This is a genomic window from Microcoleus sp. BR0-C5 (assembly GCF_036705045.1).
Lineage (GTDB): Bacteria > Cyanobacteriota > Cyanobacteriia > Cyanobacteriales > Microcoleaceae > Microcoleus.
Map to the genome: position 1 here is coordinate 63,125 of NZ_JAUBTR010000029.1, position 22,430 is coordinate 85,554.

The window sequence follows — 22,430 nt, forward strand, 5'->3', positions numbered from 1 at the left end:
TCCAGCAAGATATGTCATTCGATGAAAATCCCAGCAACTTTGTCTCCATTCATAGTCATGTGTGCCACAAATTCATCTCCACCATCTTCAAAACTCAGCTTCCACAAATAAATCGGATAATTACCTTGTTTTATATCACCAAAATAAGTAATTGAATATCCCTTTTGCAGGCGTGAAGCGAGCTGCTCGCTAACATCGTCAAACATTTGTTGTGTAATGCTCGCTTTGTAGCCTGCATCGCCCACTGTAGTAAAAAGCTCGTAATTTTTCGATGCCGTGGCATCCAAAATAACCTGCAAACAATCGAGGATGTTTTGAGAGGGGGCTGTGGGGTTCATGATGATGTCCTTCATTTAGGGTTGGATCACAATGTTGTAGCTCAGACTGCTGTCTAACTGTGTTAATTGTACCCCTAGTGCGATCGAATTAGGTAAATTGATGTCGATATTACGGAATGAATAACCGACCAACTCCCATATAATTGTCAACGTCTAGAACAATCTCAACCAGACGCTCAACACATCGCTCTCGGTAGTCAAATTCGTCAAGGCGATCGATATCTGCAATTGTCACTACAGGAAACGAATCTGCTGTATTTTCCTCACGCATCACCTGTTCAAGTGAATCATCACCCTTCATGTTTCGGTTTGCTGTGAGTATCATCATTTGATTTTCTTGAGCATAACACCAAACCAAACGATCGTTAGCGTCCATCGATAATCCAGCTTCCCTAAAAGTAACAAATCGGATCGATACGAGTTCAAGCCAACCGAGTTTTGTCAAGATTCCGAGCAAAAGAAGAGCATAGCCGTCAAGGTTAAAGTCAACTAGAAAAGTCATCATTGCTGTGCCGCACGTCTCGCTTTTTGCTGCTCAAGTTTTGCCCAAAGAGCTTCTTGTCCGGGCTTGTGAGGCATCATTGCAATGCGATCGAACCTTTCGCGGTTGCGATTTTCCCAATAGGAGCGAATTTCTGATCTTGTTTGTAATACCTGTTGATATTCAGTTTCGATTTGAGTGCGATTTGCTTCAATATAAGACAGAGCAGCGTTAATTTGATCGTCTGTCAGGTTAAATTTATTACGAATCAATTTTGGTGAATACTCAGCTTTCAGAAAATCTATGACATCGTATAGAGTCAATCGAGTGCCTGAAATCGTCAGTCCTCGCTCTGTACGGATAATAGTCGCTTGTTTGTCGGATACCGGAGTCATAACCTATAACCTTTTAGGCTTCGACTCTATTGTATCTCATCTGACAAGCTCAGTAAACCCACCTAAAATTTAACTTCAACCGAAAGGAAAGTTGTATGAAAGACATAAAAGACATTATTCAAGGGAGGAAAGTAAGACCAGTGCATCCGGGCGAGGTCATTTCAGATGTGCTTGAAGATATTGAAATGACTCAAACCAGGTTTGCTGAGATACTTGGTGTATCCCGCCGTAGTGTCAACGAAATTGTTTTAGGTCAAAGACCAATTACAGTAGATATGGCAATTCGGATTGGGAAAGCGTTGGGGAATGGCCCTCAACTGTGGCTGAATCTTCAGCAAAAAGTTGATATTTGGGATGCAGTGCAAAAACACAGTGAAGAGTACGAAAAAGTATCTACGGTGGCATAGTATCCAGCGGTGCGTCAGCTCGGAAAACCTCTTCAAATCGAAATAATCAATGTCTGAAGCACTCTACAACTTGATTTAACTGGCATCGAAATAATAACTTCCCGAGTGTCGCGCGATCGTCCTAGTTCGCGATAAAGGTTCGCAAACAGAGACGATCGCACCCTGGGTATAATTCCAAGCTAACCCGATTTGATATCATTTAGAACCAACCACATTTGATATCATTAACCCCTAACAGTTTCCCAACACCAACCTTAACTAATTATTGCCTCAGCAACAATTGTTCGGTGTCGGACTGTATTGCAAGTGATTGTCGGCTGTGCAAAACCGGAATCTACCAAAGCTTGCTCAATATCCAACCCAAAATACTGATCCAAATAAGGCTCCGTACTCTTGAGCAAAGTCAAAATATAAGGAGGCATTTTGGCATAAACTTCCGACTGAGGATTCATATCCATAATTGTCAAATGTCCGCCAACACGCAGCAAACGCCTCGCTTCCCTGAACACTTCTCTAGTAGCTTTTTGCGGCAATTCGTGACAAACTAAACAAATAGAAACTAAATCGAAAGCATTCGCAGGCAAACCAGTAGATTCAGCAGCAGCGTGAACCCAAGTCGGAGATTTTTGATTTAACAATTCAGCTTCTCGCTGTTGAGAACGGTATTTAGCAACTGCTAAAAAATAAGGCGACAACTCTACCCCTGTCATCTTCGCTTCCGGGTAAACATCCCCAAGGGCAAAGGTACTCATTCCCACGCTGCATCCCAAATCAACAATATCTTGCGGTGAAGAAGCAATTTGAGATTTGATGACTTCGTGATAGCTGGCGCGGAGTTTAGCATCGCCTTCTGCACCCGCTTCCGGCCAAATTGTGGCGTGAACTGTACGGGCAGCCACTTCAACTTCTGTAGCAGCTTCCCAACTCATATTACCTTTTTCATAAGCGTGGAATGAAGTTAGATAATATTTCGGGTAAACAAGATCGGGATTTTGGACGCTGAGCAATTCTGCCTCCCAATTCCGAGCCAAAAGTGCTTGCGATTCTTGTCGCCAATGCACTCCGATTTTTTCTCCTCTTTTTATCATCATTTCCCGCGCTTGGTGCTTGGCTAGATTAGCCAAAGGCTTGATGGAGAGTACGCCATTTACTAAACGCGAGGCTAATCCCGGAGTTTTGTTAACTGCAACCGTCATGTTTTATGTTTTTCTATTTGGCGCCAATTATTGTAACACAGTGCGAGGATTTTGAGTTGTCAATATAATGAAACTTAACTTTGTGCTGGGGAGTGAAATGCAAATGTTTTGTGGAAAAGACTTTTTTTAATGAACCGCAGAGGGCGCAAAGAACGCAGAGTTAGAGAAGAGAGAAAAGCTCAGAGGATTGCAAAACTGGATCTGGTCGTGTAATATTTATTTGTGCTTACCTACTTAGTTCGGGGGAATTTATCTGGAATCTGGAATCGGATTTGCCGAAGTTGGAGTATTTAGAAGAAGACTTTAAATCGGGTTATTCAGGAGTTTGTGATGAGCAAATCTATTGCGGAACTGGTTGACAATTTGCCGTCTGGTGGCGTGACTGTGATGATGTTAAAATCTCTCGATTTTGTGGTTCCGGGGGAGTGGAATAATCTAACGGGTTTTGATAATACTATTCAAGCGGTGACAGGGGAAACAAAGCGTAAATTAGTTGAGAAAATTCGCGATCGCACGATCGAGCTTTACGCTAACCCCAACGAACCCTATCAAGGCGTAGTCAGGCTTTACCAGTTAGCAGACAGCGCCGACAGTGCGTTAGGTGCAACGGCTATGGCGAATAAAATCGGCGAAAACATCGGCTTTCTTTCCTTTCTCAACCGCCTTACTCCCAAAGCTGACACAACTCAAACGATCGACTTGTGCGTCAAAGTGGCGATCGAGCTAATTGCCTTCTGCAAACTTAACAATATTTCCCTTGACAATGTGGGAAGCTTTGGTAATTATTTATCTCATTACAAAGGCGAATCTCTGATGCGGATGGCTGCTTTAGTTTGTGCTGACGGTTTAATTCCCCTTGGCCCGGACTTCCTTCGAGTAGCACAAAATACTATAGGCGGATTGAATCCTTCAACCTTGCAGCAAAACTCAACATTCCAAAATATCAGCAACCTAATTCCGGGCGCCAATAATTCACAAAAGTTCGGATTTGTGACAACTACTTTCGCATCAGCGCAAGGTTGGATGAACAATTTAGTACAGTCTCGCGGCTTAACTCCCGCCATAGTTTTAGGCAATCTCAAGCAATACGTTGATGTTACCGATGACAAATTGGATTATGTGGCGGCGTTTTTGGACATGACTACCAATTATTACGAACATACGGGAATTCAGACGGTTGCTCGCCAATTGATCGATCGAGCTTATGCTGAAATAGCCTCTGGCAGATACTAGAAAAGTCGTTCCCAGGCGAGGGAAAAGAGGAAGGCAGAGCATGGTAACGAAGGAACTTGTTAGGTTCGCGTTTGCCATGCTGTTGAGTCTCTGCTACCGTGAAAAATGGCGGTCACTATCACTCGGCTTGATACAATGCGATAATACACAGCATAGGGAAAACGACGCACCACCGATCGCCGAACATCGCGATAGACAAAAGGATAGGACTCCGGCATCTGGCAAATTCGATCGAGCATTTCGTCAATACAGTCTAAAAACTCGTCACCAAGTCCTAGTTGCTGACTTTCATACCAAGTGTATGCTTCATCCACTTCTTCACGAACTTCGGGACGGAATACTAACGCATAATTCATAGTTTATTTTCGTGCTTTGACTGAAGCTTTAACTTCTTCCCAAGTCAGCACATTATCAGGATTTGCTTCAGAATCATCAATTCGGCGATCGATTTCCTGCTTTTGAAAATCTGTCAGGTCTGGGTGAACCTGTTCTGCCGCTATACTATCTAAGATTGCTTGTACAAGACGAATCCGATCTTGAACGCTGAGGGCGACGATCTGATTTAAAGTGCCTGTGAAATCCATAAATTTGAGTTAAGCGCCAAGGACTTAGTAGATTATTATAACTCAAAACCAAGATCGAGGTAGAGCCTCTGGCTCTGCGTCCCCAGGAAGAGTCTGGAAGGGAATAAACCTCGCAATGTGAGTTAAAATAAGCAGATTATGTTAGCAAACCTCTTTTAATCGCATTGTGAAAAACAAATCGCTTCCTTCATCGGTAACAGTCAAGCTAGGCAAATTTGTCTGGACATCAATGTGGCAATTAATGATGTCAAAACTAGCGCCGCCCGATCGCACGGGAGCATACATTCGCCCCAGCAGCAGTTTCCGCAACTTTGTCAGCACTGCACCAGACAACCCTCACGGGCCCGCTGCGGGACGGTATCGCCTCTTCGTGGGTACGGGATGCCCTTGGGCGCACCGCACTCTGGTGACGAGGGCGCTCAAAGGGCTGGAAGATGCGATATCCGTGTCGATTGTCTATCCCTCGGAAGGGGGAATGTGGGTGATGGAGTCGGAAACTTTTGGCTGCAACACGATGCCGGAACTTTATCAGTTGGCTTTACCGGGCTATCAGGGGCGGTGTACCGTGCCGGTGCTGTGGGATGAGTCGAAAAAGGCGATCGTCAATAACGAGAGTTCGGAAATTATTGTGATGCTAAACTCGGAGTTTAACGAGTTTGCTGGCAATCGTCAAATGGATCTTTATCCTCTGGATTTGCGATCGCAAATTGACGAGTGGAATGAGAAGATTTACCAATCGGTGAATAACGGCGTTTATCGCTGCGGTTTCGCGCAATCTCAAGCTGCTTATGACTCGGCTTGCAGTGAATTGTTTGCTGTTTTAGACGAGATCGATCGCTCGCTCTTGAGGAGTCGTTATCTTTGTGGCGATCGGGTGACATTAGCAGACGTGCGGCTTTTTACTACTCTATTCCGTTTTGATGCTGTTTATTACAGCTTGTTCAAATGCAATGTGCGCCGCATTCAAGATTACGAGCATTTGGGAGCTTATCTGCGCGATTTGTACCAGTTACCGGGAGTTGCTGGCACTTGCGATTTAGAGGCTGTCAAGCGCGATTATTACGGCAATTTGTTCCCGCTGAATCCAGGCTGCATTATCCCCGCTGGGCCCGATCCGGCGAGTTTGCTCAAAGCTCACGATCGCGCAGGGCTCAGAAACCGGGTTTCTCCATAAATCTCTGTGATTATCGAAATTGAAGCGAATAAAATGACCTCGTTCGGGGATATATTTTAGCAAAATTCTTCTCCTTCTGGTTTTCCCCAAGAGATTTCTTCGCCCGGTTCTATTTCGCCTGCTAATAATTCATCTAGGGTATATTTGGAAACTTTCTGATTTACAGGCTCTATGACTATTTTTCCATTTTCTATACTGCAAATTACTGCATCATCTGCTTTCAGGTTGAAATATTTGGTTCTTCAGTACGTAGTATGCTAAACAACCCAAAATCAAGCTGTAAACCTTGTTATATCAAATCCGGTAGCATCGGAATTATTCATCTCTCTTATCTCCCTCTGTGTTCTCTGCGTTCTCTGTGGTTAAATCATTCCGATGCAACCGGAAACAATATTAAATAAGGATTAAACGAAATATCGCTCATTCTAGCCCAATTCATCTAAATAAATAGTCAAAACCTTTGCGGAGCAAAGGTTTTGACTACATTTCTATACAAGTTGGCATACCAAGTAATGAAGAGCCATTATTTTTTGTATACTCATCCAAAGATTTTATAATAATTAGGATCTTTTTTAATAAAAACTCTCAGTCTAAATAATCGATAATAAAACACAACCTGTTTACTTAGTTTGTTGTTGATTTTCTCCCAAAGGGAACGTTTGGGATATTCAATCTGTTTATGGATGTCGAAGTAAATTTGTTTCTCCTGAATAATTGCTTGTCCATTTTGGATTCTTACTCGTTCAATATTATCCTTAAAGAATGGAAATTTGTCTTCGCGGAAAAAATCAAATGTCATCCCAATTCGAGCCGCAGCTAGCCCCATAGCATAACCCTCACCATGATAGATTTCTTGCATTTCAAAAAAGTAAGAAATTGTCTGCCAAAGTTCAAAAAATTCCCCTTCTAATCCATTCTGTCTCTTCATGACAAACATAAACTCGTGAAGCCACTTCACTTGTTGAAGATCAATATTTAGTTTTTGCCCTGCTGCTTTTATAACTTCAATTTCTTTCGGATTTTTAATTTTTTGTATGTGTTTGACCAAATCAGTACCTGCTCTTGCTGTAATTCCAGGAGACCAATTCATTTCTTCTACTAGAGGGCCTAGCAATCTAACATCAGAGTCTAAAAACATACAACTCTCAAATAGTGAGAGAGCTTTTTCAAGAACGAAACGTTTGTCATGATACCCTTTCACACTCTGGAGGTGGTGCTTGAACACCAGAACATGAGGGAAATCTTTAAACTGCTCTGGTTGATCGCTTAGGATACATAAAGTTGTGGAAGGCATATGGGTCTGGATATCTTGAGCTAGCATCTTTACATGAGCACGATACCTATCACCTACAGCTAGAGTACAAAAACAAAACTTTTCAGATGTGTCCATATGATTTGAGCGCCAGAGATGTGAGTTAAACTTGCAGAAATTTTTCGTGAATCCAACTTATGAAAATATTATAACTGACTTATGGTTACTAGATTACTCTGAAACAGTTTCAATAGCAAGGAATAAACAGAATATTAAGAATGCGTTTATATTGCGATCGCAATATTGAAGATTAAACCCTATATCCCTCTTCTGTCACTCTCCGGGGGGGCGATCGCGCTTAATCTTCATCTGGCAATTAATACAAGCTATTCTATTAGAATAAAAAATGCTCAGGTTTATTTATTATAACAACTAGAGTAAGGATTCAGGTGGTGGGTATTGACAAGTGTGATCCTGGAAAGTAGAATATAGCAATTATGAAAAAAAACCTGCCACCCAAACTCAACAGTGAAATCTTAAACCAGTTGGCGACAGAGAAACTGGTAGAGATGATCGTTGAGCAGGCGAGGGCTATAGAGCAGTTAAAATCCAGAGTAATAGAACTAGAACAGGAAATAGAGAAACTTAAAATCAGTAGAGATTTAGACAGCACAACATCATCAAAGCCACCATCGTGCGACCTCCTCAAAAAAAGCGAGAAAAAACTAGAAGCTCAAACAGAGGAAAGGGAGACACCAAAACGGAAAGCAGGAGGACAACCAGGACATCCGGGAAAAACGAGGAAGGGGTTTGGTCGGGTAGATAGATTAGAGATATTACGACCGCAAGTGTGTAGGTGTTGTGGTCAAAGCGAATTCAGTGGCGAACCTATCAAAATAGAGAGACAGCAAGGAGCTGCGGTTAGTAGAGAGTCCAATAGAAATAGTAGAATATCAAAGATATACGTGTATTTGCAGCGAGTGTGGGGAAACACAAACAGCAGACTGGTCGCCAGAAATAGTACCGGGACAAGATATCGGAATCAGACTGCAAGCTTTTTTGGGATGGATAAATAATTACGGGCATTTATCCTACGAAAAACAACAAGAACTGTTGTGGGAACTGGGAAAAATAGAAATAGGAGTGGGAACTTTAGTAGCCACGAATGAAAGAATAGATGGTGCAGTGGCTCAAAGTATTGACCGGCTCAAAGAGTGGGTCAAACAAACCCAGCCCAATATCCATGCGGATGAAACGCCAAGGGCCGTCAAAGGGGTAAAAGAATGGTGATGGATTTTTGCCAATACCGACTTCGCTTTATTTCATGCTGCTGATACTCGTTCTCGCTCCGAATTAGAAGTAATTCTGGGTGCCAGCTATACAGGTGTCCTCAGTTCGGATGACTATAGCGTTTATAATGGTTATTCAGTCAGAGCACAACAGAAATGTCTGGCCCATTTACGCCGTCATTTCAAAAAGCTGAGCAAGTTACCAGGTTTACATAATCAGGAGATTGGCGTCAAATTTATCGATTTGATCGATGAAGGCTTTCATAACTACGCTTTATACCAAAAAACTCTCGCTTATTGACGAGTTCTGGAGTTGGGCATCAGAGTTTAAATTAAAAATTGAATCTGCACTCTTAACTTGGTTTGAGCGAGCCGGAGCCCAAGGAAGTAAACTGTTACGTTCCTTGCTCCATAAAGCCGATCAATGGTGGTATTTTCATTCATCACCCAGAGATTCCACCAGATAATAATTTAGCCGAACGAACGTTACGTTTAGCCGTTACAAAAAGAAAAGTTAGTGGCGGTTCCCGTTCAATGTCACGGTTCCAAGATACTGCCAATTTATTGACAGTTATACAAACTTGCCGTCGTCAAAGACGTTCAGTCATTGAGTTTTTTGAGCAAGCTATTAAAGCGAGGGTTAATCCTGCTGTGCAGACCCCATCTTTAATACCCCTGGTTTAGACCTGAATCCTTACCAACTAGATATAGTCGCGCGTGGGGCTCAGAAACCGGGTTTCTTACCCAAATCTTGGGTAGGATGCCTAAATTATCACAGAAACCCGGTTTCTTGGCTCAGGGTTAGGCGCGATCGCGTGGGGGGTTGAGAAACCGGGTTTGAAACCCAAATCTCTGTTGGGATGCCAAAATTCTCCCAGAAACCCGGTTTCTTGGAGTTTCTGGGAACACGCGTGGGGATTCAGAAACCGGGTTTCTTACCCAAATCGGGCGTGAGGATGTCAAAATTCTCCCAGAAACCCGGTTTCTTAAAGCCTTCTATTCTTCAAATGTTAAATACTGGATTAATTTATCGCTAGTTGAACCTTCTAAAAAGTCACGATAAGCATCGGCTGAAAAAAATTGCGATCGCACTCCATCTATTTTAGGTAAACTTCCCTGACGCAAATCAATATATTCCTGATAGCTGGAAAACTCCCAATCCTCTGCTTTTTCAACTATATTAGCACAGACTGGGTTTAAGTGAATATATCGAGTTAAGTGTAATAAATAGTCTTCTCCATCCACATGAATCGCCTGAAACCGTCCCTGAAATAGTGAACCCACCCTTTGATAGCGTTTATTGATAGCCTTAGCATAAGACAGAGTAAATGACTGCATCAGCTTGGAAAAATCATCCGTTTGCAGGTAAACTAATAAATGATAGTGGTTCGGCATCAAACAATAAGCAATAATATCGACACCATGAATAATCAGATGGTTTCTTAATTGACGTAAAAAATAAATATAGTTTTCTCGCTCAAAAAAGATAAGCTGACGGTTATTACCTCGGTTATAAACATGGTAGTAATTACCCGCTTGGAAGATAATTTGGCGACGTGGCATATCAGAGGATAGGTGAGTGGCTAGCGGAAGGGGAGGGTTCAGAAACCGGGTTTCTTACCCAAATCTTCGGTAGGATGCCAAAATTATCGCAGAAACCCGGTTTCTTGGCTGAGGCTGAGGGGCGCGCGCGTGGCGTTCAGAAACCGGGTTTCTTACCCAAATCTTCGGTAGGATGCCAAAATTATCGCAGAAACCCGGTTTCTTGGCTGAGGCTGAGGTGCGATCGCGTGGGGTTCAGAAACCGGGTTTCTTACCCAAATCTTCGGTAGGATGCCAAAATTATCGCAGAAACCCGGTTTCTTGGCTAAGGCTGAGGCGCGCGCGTCGGGGACTCAGAAACCGGGTTTCTTACCCAAATCGGGCGTGAGGATGCAAAAATTGTCGCAGAAACCCGGTTTCTTGGCTGAGGCTGAGGCGCGCGCGTCGGGGAGTCAGAAACCGGGTTTCTTACCCAAATCTTCGGTAGGATGCCAAAATTATCGCAGAAACCCGGTTTCTTGGATGGCAGGGCCTCAGAAACCGGGTTTCTTCACCAAATCGGGCGTGAAGATGCCAAAATTATCGCAGAAACCCGGTTTCTTGGAGAACGAGGATTCGACTTCTAACTTCTCGATAAAATCTCTTCGAGTGCTAATTTCAGCGTCGGATATTGATATTGAAAACCACTAGCTAAAGTTTGTTTCGGCAACACTTTCTGCCCTTCCAAAACAAGTTTTGCCCCGTCTCCCAAAAGCATTTCTAAAGCAAAACCTGGCACCGGCAACCAAGAAGGCCGCTTTAAAACTTCCCCTAAAGTTTGACACAATTCATTCATCCGCACCGGATTCGGTGCTGTCGCATTCAAAACGCCTTGAACTTGCGAATTTTGCAAAGCATACAGAATTAAATCAACCACATCCTCGCGATGAACCCAAGAAAACCACTGTTTCCCAGTGCCCAGCGGCCCGCCTGCAAATAGTTTAAAAGGTGGCAGCATTTTTGCCAACGCGCCTCCCATTCCCAAAACTATCCCCAGCCGCAAAATTGCTAGCCGTGTTCCCGCATTTTTGGCAGGTTGGGCTGCTGCTTCCCAGTCTTTGCAAACTGCAGCTAAAAAATCGTTTCCCGCGAGGCTCGTTTCGTCAAATTCAGCGGTTTCGCTGGTTCCGTAATAGCCGATCGCCGATGCGCTAACAAACACCGATGGTCTAGGATTAGCATTGACGATCGCCTCCACCAATTTTGCCGTCGTCAGTCTGCGACTGTCCAGAATTGCTTGCTGGCGCGCCGGAGTCCACCTTTCCTCCGCAATCGGAACCCCGGCTAAATTTACAACACCATCGCAGCCGGCGATCGACTTTTGCCAATCACCAGACTCCGCTGGAGTGTAGGCGACAACTTCCAAATTGGGATAAGCTGAAGCCGGAAAAACTCGGCTAGCCTTCGCCGCATCCCTGCTCAAAACCACCACTTGATGTCCCCCAGCTTGCAGCTTCTCCACCAGCCGGCTACCTACAAATCCCGTTGCTCCCGCGATCGCTACTTTCATCTTTTACCAATAATGCACAGTTCTAGCAGTTTAGACGATCGTCCAAACTTGTGTTAAATCATACAAAAATAAACAGCAGCCTCGATCGCCTCCTCACAAGCCAAGTGTATTTTGATTAAACTGATAAAGGACGCGAGGAACACAAACCATGCCTGCAAAAAAATCAAAGCTTCTAATTGCTGCCTCCATCGCCGCAGCAGGTAGCGCTGCGGTCTACTTTTACTTCCAGGGTTTGAGCCAACAAGTATCCAACCCTCAAGACAGCGCCAAAGTTGTGCCCGACGAAGCAATGATGGCCGCCTTTATCTCCCCCAATCCCCAAGCGTTGGCCCAGTTGCAGCGATTTGGCACGTCTGGGGCTCAAAAGTTGGTCGGCATGGGTTTGAAGACCTTTCAAGAACAAAGCTTGGCAGGCACTCAAATCGACTTTGACAGGGACTTAAAGCCTTGGTTAGGGGGGGTGATGGTCGCTTTGCTGCCCCCTGATGCTGCTGCGAAAACCGAGCCTCCTAAGCTGCTGGTTGTAGTCAGCGTGAAAAATAAAATTAGCGCTTGGAATTTTGCAAATAAATTAAAATCTCAGCCCGGTGCAACTACTCAAGAAACCGAGTATAAAGGAGTTAAAATTTTTGAGATTGCAGAGCCAACTGGCAAGCGCTACAGTGTGGCTTTGCTGAACGACCAATTAGTGATGGCTCCTTTGAGAAAGCCTGTGGAATTGGCGATCGATACTTTTAAAGGAGAACCCTCTCTCGCTACGCAGCCGAGCACAACTAAGTTTTTTGCAGAGAGTGCTGGTGTCAAGAATCCGCTCGCAACTGTTTATATTGCTGACTATCCGGTGGCAATTGACCAATTGAAAGCTAATTTGCCCGCCGATATCCAGTTGCCTTGGACAGTGTTTTCGCAGTTCAAACAAGTTAAGTCTTTGGTTGCGGGAATTGGGGCGGATAGTGCGGGATTGAGGGTAAAAACTATCGCTCAGTTAAACCCTAAATTCGTCGAGCAAAATCCACAAGTCCCATCGAAATTGTTACCCAGATTTCCTGGTGAAACTATTGCTTTAGTCGGCGGCCAGGGAATCGACAAAATTTGGTCGCAAGCAACCGCTGAGGCACAAGATAGCCCGGAAGTTGACAGGGGAGTTCAGCAGGTGAGGAGTAGTTTTAAGCGGTTGGATTTGGATGCGGATCGTGATGTTTTTGGTTGGATGAATGGGGAATTTGCGATCGGGGCTATCGGTTCGGATCAAGGTATTTTGTCTCAGTTGGGGATGGGGGCGGCGATGATTTTTGAAACGAGCGATCGCCCTGCTGCTGAAGCAACTCTGAAAAAACTCGATGCGATCGCCAAAAGCAATCCTACAGTCAGTGTCGCCCCCAGACAAGTTCAAGGAAAGGAAGTTACGGAATGGAAAATACCCCAGCAAGGCACTTTATTCGGGCACGGTTGGCTGAATGAAAATTCTGTGTTTGTAGCTTTCGGTGGCCCTTTAGTTGATGTGATTACTTCGACGCCACCGCAACCGTTAAGCAGCAGTCCGAGTTTTCAGGCGATCGCCACTTCTTTACCGCAAGTCAACCAAGGTTACTTTTACATAGATATGGAAAAAACAATGTCTTGGGCTAACCAATATTTACTCGCAGTACAGCCCAATTTAGTTTCGCCGCCCGTCGCTGAATTGCTCAATTCTCTCCGAGGAGTTAGCGTAGCCACAGCTTCTACACAACCGACAACTGCTCAGCTTGAGATGCTTTTTGCCTTGAAATCTAACAATTAGGGAATTGGGAATCGGGAATTGGTAATTCTTCCTTCTATCCTTCTAAGCTTTTGTGCATTTAAATTGTATATTTCGAGTCCCGATCAACAATCGTCAAATCCTCTCCCCCTCTCCTCTTCTCCCCCTCTCCCTCTCTAATACCATAGGCAATCTAGATGCAACACAGCTTATCCGTTACATCCCGATTCAGTGCGCGTTGTTGGACTTTTGTATGAATAAAAAAGTTGCTGCCTCTCTAGGGAGGGCAGCTACTCAAATAAAGCATCTTAAAGTCTCTCAAAACTTCAGAATTAACCTTCAGACATTCCCGATTTATTCGGCAATTGCAAATCATCCGGGTCTACGTAGTGACAAACTGCTTTGTCCATGCAAATCAAGGCCCAGCCGGATTTATCGATGCTCATCAATTTGTAAGAAGCGGGCTGAATAAAGAAACCTTTGTGGTTGCGGGTTGCTGGTTTGATGTTAACGTGGCTGTCATTGCTCATGTTTTTACAACTCCTAGTATTATCGTAGTAAAATCTGAAAACCGCTGAGCGGATTTGTGAATCGTCTAAGTTTTCAAATACTAGCACTGACTTCCTGAGTTTTCCATAAAGTTATTTATTGATTTATTACGATATCGTAATAAACCGCAAAGCCGATTTTCTCGATCCCCGCCCAAAAATCGACTTGTTTGCGCCGTTACGGCTCCAGAAGCCACTGTTTAACGCGGGCGAGACTCTTCCAGTCGGGTTTTCGGCTTAATCCTTCTTCAAAATTTTTTTTAACTTCGTCGAGCAACTCTTCGGAAGCCATCACTAATTGCTGAGCCACTTCTACGTGGGGGCGCACTCCTTTTTCTTTGAGATCGAGGATCGCTACTGCTAGGTTGATGCGAGCTTGGGGGTCATGAGGGTTCAATTTAACGGCTGTTTTCGCTGCTTTTTGAGCCGATGCAGGTTTATTTTCTAACAGGTAGAGCCACGCGAGGCTAGCCCAGGCATTGCCATTTTTGGGAGCTTTTTCGCACACTTCTTTAAACACGGGGATCAGATTAGCCGGGGCTTCGCCAGCTTGGTAGCGATCGAAACCGTCTTTAAACAATTCTTCAGGGGTCATTCGATTTTAGATTTTGGATTTGAGATTTTAGATGGAAAAGAGCATTGGGTGCCGGACGCAGCAAGGCAGTCCGAGGCATTCTCAGCAATTAGCAATTACCAATCCCCAATGCCCTATTTTCCAATTTATGTAGAAAATGAACTGCCACAGCCGCAAGTTTGAGTTGCGTTGGGGTTAGTAAACTGAAAGCCGCCCCCGATCATAGCATCGCTGAAGTCGAGAACCAAACCGTAGAGATAAAGAATGCTCTTGCGATCGCAAACTACCTGAAAACCGTCGTAGTCGAACACTTCATCGTCGGATTTGACAGTGCTGGGCTCTGCGAAATCCATCACGTAGGACATTCCAGAGCATCCGCCCTGGCGCACCCCTACCCGCAAGCAGAGGTCTTTACCTTGTTTCTCTCTCAGGGCTAAAACTTGACGGACAGCAGAGTCCGTCATTTGAATGCCGCGCTTTTCAGAAATGGCTTGAGTCATAATTTGCCGAACTCCTGAGACTGTCTAATGCTAAGAGTTTAATCTTATCCCTCCATTGTACAGGCATTCGCCAGAAGGCCTTGGGTTAGATGCTGAGGGCAGAATTTTTGCCTTCTAATTGTTAATTCCCGTAGGACCTGGTTCCCCAGCTTGATGTCCTCTCCCCCTATAGGGTTTATGATTGATAAGCAGCGGTTGACCGGCTATCGGCACCGCAACAATGCTTCACCCAACGGGCTTACTCTATGGCAGCGCTGAATCGCTCTACTCTTCGTCGGCTACAAAACTTACCTCAAATTCCCAGCGTGTGGGAGGGCGATCGCCGACCCTTATCTAATGCTGACTCGCACATGATGCTAGATGACGATGACGTTCTAGAAGCTGGTGGCGAGTGCATTCTCTGGGTCGATGGCTCCGAAGGAGTCGTGAGGGCTATGGACATGGTAGGCCCAGATGCCGGCCCAGAGGCGATCGTCCGGGCCCTGCTACGGGCAATGGAACATCCCCAAAGTCCGGCTCCCGCAGGTCGGCCCCAAAAAATAGTAGTCAAAAACCGAGAAATTCAATTTTATCTGCGGGGCGTACTTCAAGATTTAGGCATTTCCATTGACTACGTGCCGGAATTGCCCCTAATTGATGAAATATTTCGCGGCATGGAAGAGGTCGCCATCAACAGACCTCCTGAGTTGCCCCCTCAGTATGCTGAAGTTTTAATGGAAAAAGCTGCTCAAATTTGGCAAGATGCTCCGTGGCGGACTTTGAGCGAACACCAAATAATATCTATTGAAATCAATCAGTGGGATGTCGCCAGCCTCTATGTGTCCGTATTGGGGCAAGGCAGAATGGATTACGGAGTTTTACTGTACCGTTCTCTAGAATCCTTGAAACGGTTTCGAGAACGAGTCGTCAACGATGAATCTTTTGAAGATTTAGAACAGGCTTTTTTAGGGCAAGACTGTTTGTTTGTTACCTTTGAAAGTGCAGCAGATATTGATGAGGACGACGACGAAGAAATTGATTTAGCCGATTTGCCTCCATCGGAAATTGAACCAAATTTCGGCAACCTACATCCTTTAGAAGGATTGCGATCGATACTTTACGAAGAAGAAGCCCTCACGATGTTAGTTGCTCTCGAAGCATTTCATCGTTTTTTCCGCAACGGCCGCCGGAAATTGGGTTCAGACATTTTTCCCACTCTTAGCAGCCGCTACCGCATCCCAGTGCCGCAGCCTGACGGAGAAATTCAACAGGTATCCGTTAAAGTTTCCACGATGCCGGATGTGTCGGACGAATTATTACAGATGCTCGGTGATGATGACGATGATGACGATGATGACGATGATGAATTTGACAAGCCACTGCTACGGGACGATTTAGTACCGCAAAATTCATTTTTGAGTCTCGGTGCCGTACCTTGGGAAACGGTAGATTTCCTGCGCCAAAGTGTCCAGTTTCACCAAGGTGCAGAAATTGATATTAATACCGCCGGAGATGGTTTGCCGGTGGTGATGATCCAAACTTCTCATCCGAAGGCAAAAACTATGATTCAGGATTTGAAAGAAGCTGGAGGTGTGAAGGGGATTGGTTTTAATCCGGGCGAAAATCCTTTTCAGGATGAGCAATACGACTTGGGTATTTTGCAAACTAAAAATGGGGATCTCTATTTGTTTGGGGAGTTTAATGAAGACGATCCGGTGCATCAGGAAGCTCGCAAAAAGTGGGATCGCCGCTGTAAATCAACCAACGGTTGGTGCGGTTTGATTATTGCTAAAGGGTTGATGGGTGCTTCTCGCGGTCAGCCTCAGTTTAAGGATATGATCGCTTTGCTTGAGGTGCGCTGGGTGTCTGCTAAAGAGTTGGGAATTGGGCCACTTCAGTTAATGCCGATGTTTTGAAGGAAGAAGGAAGAAGGAAGAAGGAAGAAGGAAGAAGGAAGAAGGAAGAAGGAAGAAGGAAGATGTAAAAGTAATATGTAAGGTGCGCCACAGCGCACCCTCGTTTTTAAATTATTAAGGAGAATGATTATGTCAAATTCTACTCAAAAGCGAGAAGTGTTAGTCGCCCTTGATGCTGAATTTGCTGATAAAATAGACCAGCTTACTGATGATTGGACGGAGGCGATCGAACAAGCTCTCCGTCTCTGGTACGCTAAGCAAATAGAAGATAAGTTGCGGAAGTTTTATCAAAACCGCAGCCAAGAAGATATTGAGTTTGAGGAAGAATGGGCAACATTTGCTCAGGAACAAATGGAAGAAATTTTAATAGAGGAAGGTCTTTGATACAATGACAGAAGCTTATCCGCGACAAGGCGAAGTTTATCTTGTTAGAGCTTTGCGAACGATCGGAGATAGCAAAAAGCGTCCTGTTGCTGTCGTTTCCATAGATAGCCGGAATGAATTGAGCCGTACTGTACTGATTGTCCCTTTTACGAGCGATTTGAGAGGAGGCGAAACTCCGACTCGGGTTTGGATTTTTGCTGGTGAAGGAGGGTTAGAATCTGACTCGCTGGCTGTCTGCGACCAAATTCTAGCTGTCCAAAAGACTTATCTGGAACAAGGCCCTTACGGTCAGATTAGTGCCGATGTCCTAGCAAGAATTCAGAGGGCTGTACAAGTGTCGATCGGCATTTACGAACTTTGAATGTTTCGGAAATTCTAAATTTTGTTACAATTTGTAAAAATACTGTAAAGGATAGGTAAAATGCGGGTTGCGATCGCAGGTGCGGGACTGGCTGGAATGACCACAGCAGTCGATTTAGTGGAAGCCGGCCACGAAGTAGAAATTTTTGAATCCCGCCCCTTTGTCGGCGGCAAAGTCGGAAGTTGGGTAGATCCCGACGGCAATCACGTTGAAATGGGTTTGCACGTCTTCTTCGGCTGCTATTATAACTTATTTGCCTTGATGAAAAAAGTGGGAGCTTTTGACGATTTGCTCCTCAAAGAACACGTCCACACTTTTATCAATCGAGGCGGCGAAACAGGTTCTTTGGATTTCCGCTTTCCGGTGGGTGCTCCTTTGCACGGATTGAAGGCATTTTTTACTACATCCCAGCTATCCGTACAAGACAAAATTCAAAATGCGATCGCCCTGGGAACTAGCCCGATCGTCCGAGGTTTGATAGACTTTGACGGGGCAATGAAAACTATCCGCAATTTGGATAACATTAGCTTCGCTGACTGGTTCCGCAGTCAAGGTGGCAACCAAAACTCGCTCAAAAGAATGTGGAATCCGATTGCCTACGCACTGGGTTTTATCGACACTGAAAAAATTTCTGCCCGGTGTATGTTGACAATATTCCAATTCTTTGCATCTAAAACCGAAGCGTCAGTCATGCGGATGCTAGCTGGTTCTCCCAACGAATATTTGCACAAACCAATTGTGGAATATTTGGAAAAGAAAGGAGCCAAAATTCACACGCGGCGCCGAGTGCGAGAAATCCAGTATCAAGAAGGCGAAGAAACTCGCGTGACAGGCTTGGTAGTAGCTAACGGCGAAACAGAAGAAAATATTACCGCTGATGCTTATGTTTTTGCCTTGGATGTGCCGGGAATTCAGAAAATCCTGCCGCCAGCTTGGCGCAAATGGTCGGAATTTGACAATATTTACAAATTGGATACCGTGCCAGTTGCTACAGTACAATTGCGGTTCGACGGTTGGGTAACGGAACTGGAAGACGAAGCCAAGCGCAAACAGTTGAGCCACGCTGTAGGAATCGATAATTTGCTGTATTCAGCAGATGCAGATTTTTCTTGTTTTGCAGATTTGGCACTGACAAGTCCCAAGGATTATTATAAAGAAGGACAAGGCTCGCTGCTCCAGTTGGTGCTGACACCGGGAGATCCGTTTATTAAACAAAGCAATGAGGCGATCGCCCAACACGTACTTAAGCAAGTTCAGGATTTATTTCCCTCAGCGCGGGAATTAAACATGACTTGGTACAGTGTAGTTAAGCTAGCTCAATCTTTGTATCGGGAAGCACCGGGAATGGATGTTTTCCGCCCCGCTCAAAAAACTCCGATCGCCAATTTCTTTCTAGCAGGAAGTTACACTCAGCAAGACTACATTGATAGCATGGAAGGAGCGACACTTTCAGGCCATCAAGCGGCTAAGGCAATTCTCGAAGCTTACAGTCATTAGTCATTAGTCGTCTCGATCCCCCCTAAGCCCCCTTAATAAGGGGGGAAAAGAGCGTTCTCAAAGTCTCCCTTATTAAGGGGGATTTAGGGGGATCGAAAAATCGACTACAAGCGATATTCCTCGTTCCCAGGCTCTGCCTGGGAATGCCTATCAGGAGGCTCCGCCTCCAGTATTTAGACAGAAAACGCGAGGCAGAGCCTCTGGATCTGCGTTACCAGGCTCTGCCTGGGAACCAGAAATCTAAAATCTAAAATCTAAAATCTAAAATCCCATGACTGATTGGTTAGAACACAGTGTCCAAGTAGAAGTGGCAATTCCCATTGAGTTAGCGTGGCAACTATGGTCAGATTTAGAGCAAATGCCGCGCTGGATGAAGTGGATAGAATCTGTTCATGTTCTCGAAGAAGATCCAGAATTGTCTCGCTGGAAACTCGCAACTGGCGGGTTAGAATTTAGCTGGCTTTCTCGGATTCTCAAATTAGTGCCGAATCAGATAATTCAGTGGGAATCGGTAGACGGCTTACCAAATCGAGGTGCGGTAAGATTTTACGATCGCAAAGACAGCAGTATCGTCAAGCTGACAGTGGCTTACGGAATTCCCGGCTGGCTGGGAAAATTGATGGATAACCTATTTCTCGGCCGCGTGGTTGAATCGACAATTCAGGCTGACTTGGAAAGGTTTAAAGAGTATGCTCTGAAAGTGAAAGCGACATCTTAAATTCTGAGGACTCAAGTCCTTTGGTTTTTAATTGTAACGCGAGAGTAGATCGCGCTTGGGCGTCAGTATCATAGAGATGTGCTGCTGATTCCTTCTCGGTTTAGTTATGAGTTATTGCCTAAACCCCGCCTGTCAAAACCCGCAAAATGCCGATCGTACCCAATTCTGCCTGAATTGCGGCTCCAAACTGTTGCTCAGAGAGCGTTACCGCGCCATCAAACCCCTTGGGCGCGGCGGTTTCGGCCGCACTTTTTTAGCAATAGACGAAGACAAACCCTCAAAACCGCGCTGTGCAATTAAACAGTTTTTCCCCCTATCCCAAGGTACCAGCAGCAGCGAGAAAGCAGCAGAATTATTCAACCGAGAAGCGGTGCGACTGGACGAGTTGGGGAAACACCCGCAAATTCCCGAACTGCTGGCGCACTTTCAGCAGGAACGCTATCAGTATTTGGTACAGGAATTTATAGAAGGTCAAAATTTACAGGAAGAGTTGGCGCGGACTGGGCCTTTCAGCGAAAGTAAAATTCTCAGTCTGCTGAAGGATTTATTGCCAGTATTGCAGTTCGTGCACGATCGTAGTGTAATTCACCGAGATATTAAACCGCCCAATATTATCCGGCGCCGCATTTCTCAAACTCCTATCATTTATACTTACCCCACATTAACCGGGGAATTAGTTTTAGTTGATTTTGGCGCTGCAAAAGTTGTGGAGGGTTTGAGAGAAACCGGTACAGTCATCGGTTCTCCCGAATTCGTGGCGCCGGAACAAATTAGAGGTCAAGCGGTTTATGCCAGTGATTTGTACAGTTTGGGAGTAACTTGCATTTATTTGCTGACTCAAATATCTCCTTTTGATTTGTTTGATATCAATCAAGATGCTTGGGTTTGGCGAGACTTTTTGAAGGTTCCAATTGATCCGAAATTAAGTCGCATCCTCGACAAAATGATCGAATCGAGTCTCAGTCGGCGCTACAAATCTGTAGCTGAGGTATTGAAAGATTTGCAGCCGCAGCAGTCGGCGGGGGCGGGCACGGGGGCGGGCACGGGGGCGGGCACGGGGGCACCGCCCCTACCAGCGCCTAAAATTCCCGTGCCGCAGAGGACGGCTGTGGTGCAGAATGCAGTGCCGCCAACGGTTGCAGGCACCATTTTACCTGTGCCACCGATGCAGCGGGCCCGGCCCGCACGCGCGCCTACTTGGAGGTGTGTTCATACTCTGGTAGGGCATTCTAATGCTGTTACGTCGGTAGCTTTCAGTCCTGATGGCGCGACTTTAGCTAGTGGCAGTGAGGACAAGACGATTGAGATGTGGAAGTTGGAGACTGGTAGGCGGTGGTACACTCTTACGGGTCATTCTGACTGGGTGACTTGTGTGGCGTTTAGTCCTGATGGCGCGACTTTGGCTAGTGGCGGCCGGGACAAAATGATTCATATTTGGGATTTGAATAAGGGTAAGTGGTGGTACGCTTTGGCTGGTCATTCAGACAGGGTTTCTGCTGTGGCGTTTAGTCGGGATGGTCAGGTTTTGGCTAGCGGCAGTCGGGACAAAACTGTGCAGTTGTGGAATTTGAATAAGGGAAGGCGGATGTCGGCTTTGACTGGTCACGCTGGCGGGGTGGAGGCGGTGGCTTTTAGTCCTGGCGGGGAGTTTTTGGCTAGTGGGAGTCGGGACAAGACTGTGCAGTTGTGGGATTGGCAAAATGGTCGATCGATTTGTACTCTGGCGGAGCACGGGGATTGGGTGCGGGCGATCGTTTTTGCGACCCCCCCCAGCCCCCCCTTGGTAAGGGGGGGAGTAGGAGAAGGATTGATTTTGGCGACGGGGAGTCGGGATGGTACGGCGAAGCTGTGGCGGGTGGATGGACAGGGGCGAGGGACGCTGTTGCGGAGTATGAGGGACAATTCTGGGGATGTTTTGTGTCTGGCGTTGAGTCCCGATGGTCGGGTTTTGGCGACGGGGAGTCGGGATGGCACGATTTATTTGTGGGATGCGGGTACGGGGGGTTTGCTGGAAATTCTGACGGGGCACGGGGAGGAGGTTTTGTCGGTGGCGTTTAGTCCCGATGGGGGGAGTTTGGCTAGCGGTGCGGGCGATCGAACTGTGAAGATTTGGCGGGGGATTGGGAGTTAGGGGCGATGTCAAGAGTGCCACCCTAAAAAATCTTATATTTATGCTTGACAGGCGATCGAATGTTCTGCTACATTAGGAATTCGTGAGGACGCATAGCTCAGTTGGTTAGAGCACTACGTTGACATCGTAGGGGTCACTGGTTCGAGTCCAGTTGTGTCCATGAATTTCCCTGCTTTAGCGGTCAAAGGTTTTAGGTTTGCCATCTGTACAAAATTTCTGTTTTCCGCTCATCTGTCGCTCAATCTTGCCCTTGAGCATAGCTAAGTATTTCCAAAACCACTTCCATATCTGCCAAGTCCGCTCTAGACTTTTTGCGCCGCGCTTTTAGCTGGTTGAGCAAGTCGGCCGGCTCTGGAAATTCTGCGACGGTCGGAGCCGAGTTTTTATTTGCTTCCCGATCGCGCCGCGCTTCCTTGAGCTCTTGCTCCAACATCTGCACATTCAGTCCTAAGTCGCCGTTGCGATCGTGTAACTGATTCAGTTCTGCATCCCATTCTGTAAGTTGTTTATTGGCCGCTTTCAATTCCTGCCTGAGCGATTCATCGTTGCCATCGCTCAGGCACTCAATAGACCTCTTGCAAAAGTCATTCTGAAAGGTTAAGTTCATAGTTATAGATGCCTGCAATCAGGTTGAAGCGTAAACC

Annotated in this window: 23 protein-coding genes, 1 tRNA gene and 1 pseudogene; 12 read left to right on the forward strand and 13 right to left on the reverse strand. The window is 45.6% G+C overall.

The annotated features are described in order from the left end of the window. Window positions 1–14: 14 nt before the first annotated feature. The 3 genes from QUB08_RS15940 to QUB08_RS15950 form a co-directional block, all read right to left on the reverse strand. The gene (locus QUB08_RS15940; RefSeq protein ID WP_333225631.1) at window positions 15–338 is read right to left on the reverse strand and encodes a hypothetical protein; all 324 of its coding nucleotides are present in this window, start codon (window positions 336–338) and stop codon (window positions 15–17) included. A 109-nt stretch (window positions 339–447) separates the two neighbouring features. Further along, window positions 448–843, reverse strand: a complete 396-nt coding sequence (locus QUB08_RS15945; RefSeq protein ID WP_333225632.1) for a DUF5615 family PIN-like protein — start codon at window positions 841–843, stop codon at window positions 448–450. Beyond that, on the reverse strand, window positions 840–1,214 hold the full coding sequence (locus QUB08_RS15950; RefSeq protein WP_333225633.1) for a DUF433 domain-containing protein: 375 nt from the start codon (window positions 1,212–1,214) through the stop codon (window positions 840–842). The genes QUB08_RS15945 and QUB08_RS15950 overlap by 4 nt, the downstream gene beginning before the upstream one ends. Window positions 1,215–1,309: 95 nt before the next feature. On the opposite strand from QUB08_RS15950, the gene QUB08_RS15955 reads away from it, so the two are divergent. Beyond that, window positions 1,310–1,621 (forward strand): HigA family addiction module antitoxin, encoded by a 312-nt coding sequence (locus QUB08_RS15955; protein WP_333225634.1) that lies wholly within the window; start codon window positions 1,310–1,312, stop codon window positions 1,619–1,621. Window positions 1,622–1,875: 254 nt separating this feature from the next. Here the strand turns inward: QUB08_RS15955 and QUB08_RS15960 are convergent, their stop codons facing one another. Beyond that, entirely contained in the window at window positions 1,876–2,817 is a 942-nt protein-coding gene (locus tag QUB08_RS15960) for a class I SAM-dependent methyltransferase (protein WP_333225635.1), read from the reverse strand. A 330-nt stretch (window positions 2,818–3,147) separates the two neighbouring features. Here QUB08_RS15960 and QUB08_RS15965 point away from each other — a divergent pair, with 330 nt between their 5' ends. After that, complete coding sequence (locus tag QUB08_RS15965; protein ID WP_333225636.1) at window positions 3,148–4,050, forward strand: hypothetical protein; 903 nt, start codon at window positions 3,148–3,150, stop codon at window positions 4,048–4,050. A 59-nt stretch (window positions 4,051–4,109) separates the two neighbouring features. On the opposite strand, the gene QUB08_RS15970 is transcribed toward QUB08_RS15965, so the two are convergent. Together QUB08_RS15970 and QUB08_RS15975 are read right to left on the reverse strand one after the other, a co-directional pair. Beyond that, window positions 4,110–4,406, reverse strand: coding sequence for a type II toxin-antitoxin system RelE/ParE family toxin (locus QUB08_RS15970; RefSeq protein ID WP_333225637.1), 297 nt, complete (start codon window positions 4,404–4,406; stop codon window positions 4,110–4,112). 3 nt (window positions 4,407–4,409) lie between these two features. Then, window positions 4,410–4,634, reverse strand: coding sequence for an addiction module protein (locus QUB08_RS15975; protein ID WP_333225638.1), 225 nt, complete (start codon window positions 4,632–4,634; stop codon window positions 4,410–4,412). A gap of 229 nt (window positions 4,635–4,863) precedes the next feature. Between QUB08_RS15975 and QUB08_RS15980 the strand changes: the two genes are divergently transcribed. Then, window positions 4,864–5,808 carry a glutathione S-transferase C-terminal domain-containing protein gene (locus QUB08_RS15980; protein WP_333225650.1) on the forward strand — a complete coding sequence of 315 codons (945 nt, stop codon included), beginning with the start codon at window positions 4,864–4,866 and terminating at the stop codon, window positions 5,806–5,808. A 538-nt stretch (window positions 5,809–6,346) separates the two neighbouring features. On the opposite strand, the gene QUB08_RS15985 is transcribed toward QUB08_RS15980, so the two are convergent. Next, complete coding sequence (locus QUB08_RS15985) at window positions 6,347–7,198, reverse strand: hypothetical protein (RefSeq protein WP_333225639.1); 852 nt, start codon at window positions 7,196–7,198, stop codon at window positions 6,347–6,349. Window positions 7,199–7,557: 359 nt separating this feature from the next. Here QUB08_RS15985 and tnpC point away from each other — a divergent pair. Continuing rightward, a pseudogene (gene tnpC, locus QUB08_RS15990) lies at window positions 7,558–9,033 on the forward strand (IS66 family transposase). A gap of 312 nt (window positions 9,034–9,345) precedes the next feature. Here tnpC and QUB08_RS15995 read toward each other — a convergent pair. Both QUB08_RS15995 and thyD read right to left on the reverse strand, forming a co-directional pair. After that, on the reverse strand, window positions 9,346–9,912 hold the full coding sequence (locus tag QUB08_RS15995) for a transposase (protein WP_006632686.1): 567 nt from the start codon (window positions 9,910–9,912) through the stop codon (window positions 9,346–9,348). Window positions 9,913–10,513: 601 nt separating this feature from the next. Further along, window positions 10,514–11,440, reverse strand: a complete 927-nt coding sequence (gene thyD / locus QUB08_RS16000; RefSeq protein ID WP_333225640.1) for a thylakoid membrane protein ThyD — start codon at window positions 11,438–11,440, stop codon at window positions 10,514–10,516. A 148-nt stretch (window positions 11,441–11,588) separates the two neighbouring features. On the opposite strand from thyD, the gene QUB08_RS16005 reads away from it, so the two are divergent. Then, the gene (locus QUB08_RS16005; protein ID WP_333225641.1) at window positions 11,589–13,220 is read left to right on the forward strand and encodes a DUF3352 domain-containing protein; all 1,632 of its coding nucleotides are present in this window, start codon (window positions 11,589–11,591) and stop codon (window positions 13,218–13,220) included. Between the two features lie 290 nt (window positions 13,221–13,510). Here QUB08_RS16005 and QUB08_RS16010 read toward each other — a convergent pair whose 3' ends face one another. From QUB08_RS16010 to QUB08_RS16020, 3 genes are all read right to left on the reverse strand, one after another. Next, window positions 13,511–13,708: a hypothetical protein gene (locus QUB08_RS16010; protein WP_172187588.1), complete on the reverse strand. Its 198-nt coding sequence runs from the start codon at window positions 13,706–13,708 to the stop codon at window positions 13,511–13,513. Window positions 13,709–13,904: 196 nt separating this feature from the next. Continuing rightward, window positions 13,905–14,321 (reverse strand): tetratricopeptide repeat protein, encoded by a 417-nt coding sequence (locus QUB08_RS16015; RefSeq protein WP_333157634.1) that lies wholly within the window; start codon window positions 14,319–14,321, stop codon window positions 13,905–13,907. 125 nt (window positions 14,322–14,446) lie between these two features. Beyond that, entirely contained in the window at window positions 14,447–14,800 is a 354-nt protein-coding gene (locus tag QUB08_RS16020) for an iron-sulfur cluster assembly accessory protein (RefSeq protein ID WP_333225642.1), read from the reverse strand. A gap of 245 nt (window positions 14,801–15,045) precedes the next feature. Between QUB08_RS16020 and QUB08_RS16025 the strand changes: the two genes are divergently transcribed. From QUB08_RS16025 to QUB08_RS16055, 7 genes are all read left to right on the forward strand, one after another. Continuing rightward, window positions 15,046–16,695 carry a DUF6930 domain-containing protein gene (locus QUB08_RS16025; protein WP_333225643.1) on the forward strand — a complete coding sequence of 550 codons (1,650 nt, stop codon included), beginning with the start codon at window positions 15,046–15,048 and terminating at the stop codon, window positions 16,693–16,695. A 129-nt stretch (window positions 16,696–16,824) separates the two neighbouring features. Then, entirely contained in the window at window positions 16,825–17,079 is a 255-nt protein-coding gene (locus QUB08_RS16030; RefSeq protein WP_333225644.1) for a hypothetical protein, read from the forward strand. 4 nt (window positions 17,080–17,083) lie between these two features. Further along, the gene (locus QUB08_RS16035) at window positions 17,084–17,440 is read left to right on the forward strand and encodes a type II toxin-antitoxin system PemK/MazF family toxin (protein WP_333225645.1); all 357 of its coding nucleotides are present in this window, start codon (window positions 17,084–17,086) and stop codon (window positions 17,438–17,440) included. Between the two features lie 60 nt (window positions 17,441–17,500). Further along, a complete protein-coding gene (zds, locus tag QUB08_RS16040) occupies window positions 17,501–18,937 on the forward strand; it encodes a 9,9'-di-cis-zeta-carotene desaturase (protein WP_333225646.1) in 1,437 nt (478 codons plus the stop codon). Between the two features lie 271 nt (window positions 18,938–19,208). Continuing rightward, window positions 19,209–19,655, forward strand: a complete 447-nt coding sequence (locus QUB08_RS16045; RefSeq protein WP_015175311.1) for an SRPBCC family protein — start codon at window positions 19,209–19,211, stop codon at window positions 19,653–19,655. Between the two features lie 106 nt (window positions 19,656–19,761). Next, window positions 19,762–21,786: a serine/threonine-protein kinase gene (locus QUB08_RS16050; protein ID WP_333225647.1), complete on the forward strand. Its 2,025-nt coding sequence runs from the start codon at window positions 19,762–19,764 to the stop codon at window positions 21,784–21,786. Between the two features lie 86 nt (window positions 21,787–21,872). Then, window positions 21,873–21,946 (forward strand) — tRNA-Val (locus tag QUB08_RS16055). A 78-nt stretch (window positions 21,947–22,024) separates the two neighbouring features. Here the strand turns inward: QUB08_RS16055 and QUB08_RS16060 are convergent. Further along, window positions 22,025–22,393 carry a flagellar alpha dynein gene (locus QUB08_RS16060; RefSeq protein WP_333225648.1) on the reverse strand — a complete coding sequence of 123 codons (369 nt, stop codon included), beginning with the start codon at window positions 22,391–22,393 and terminating at the stop codon, window positions 22,025–22,027. Window positions 22,394–22,430 lie beyond the last annotated feature (37 nt).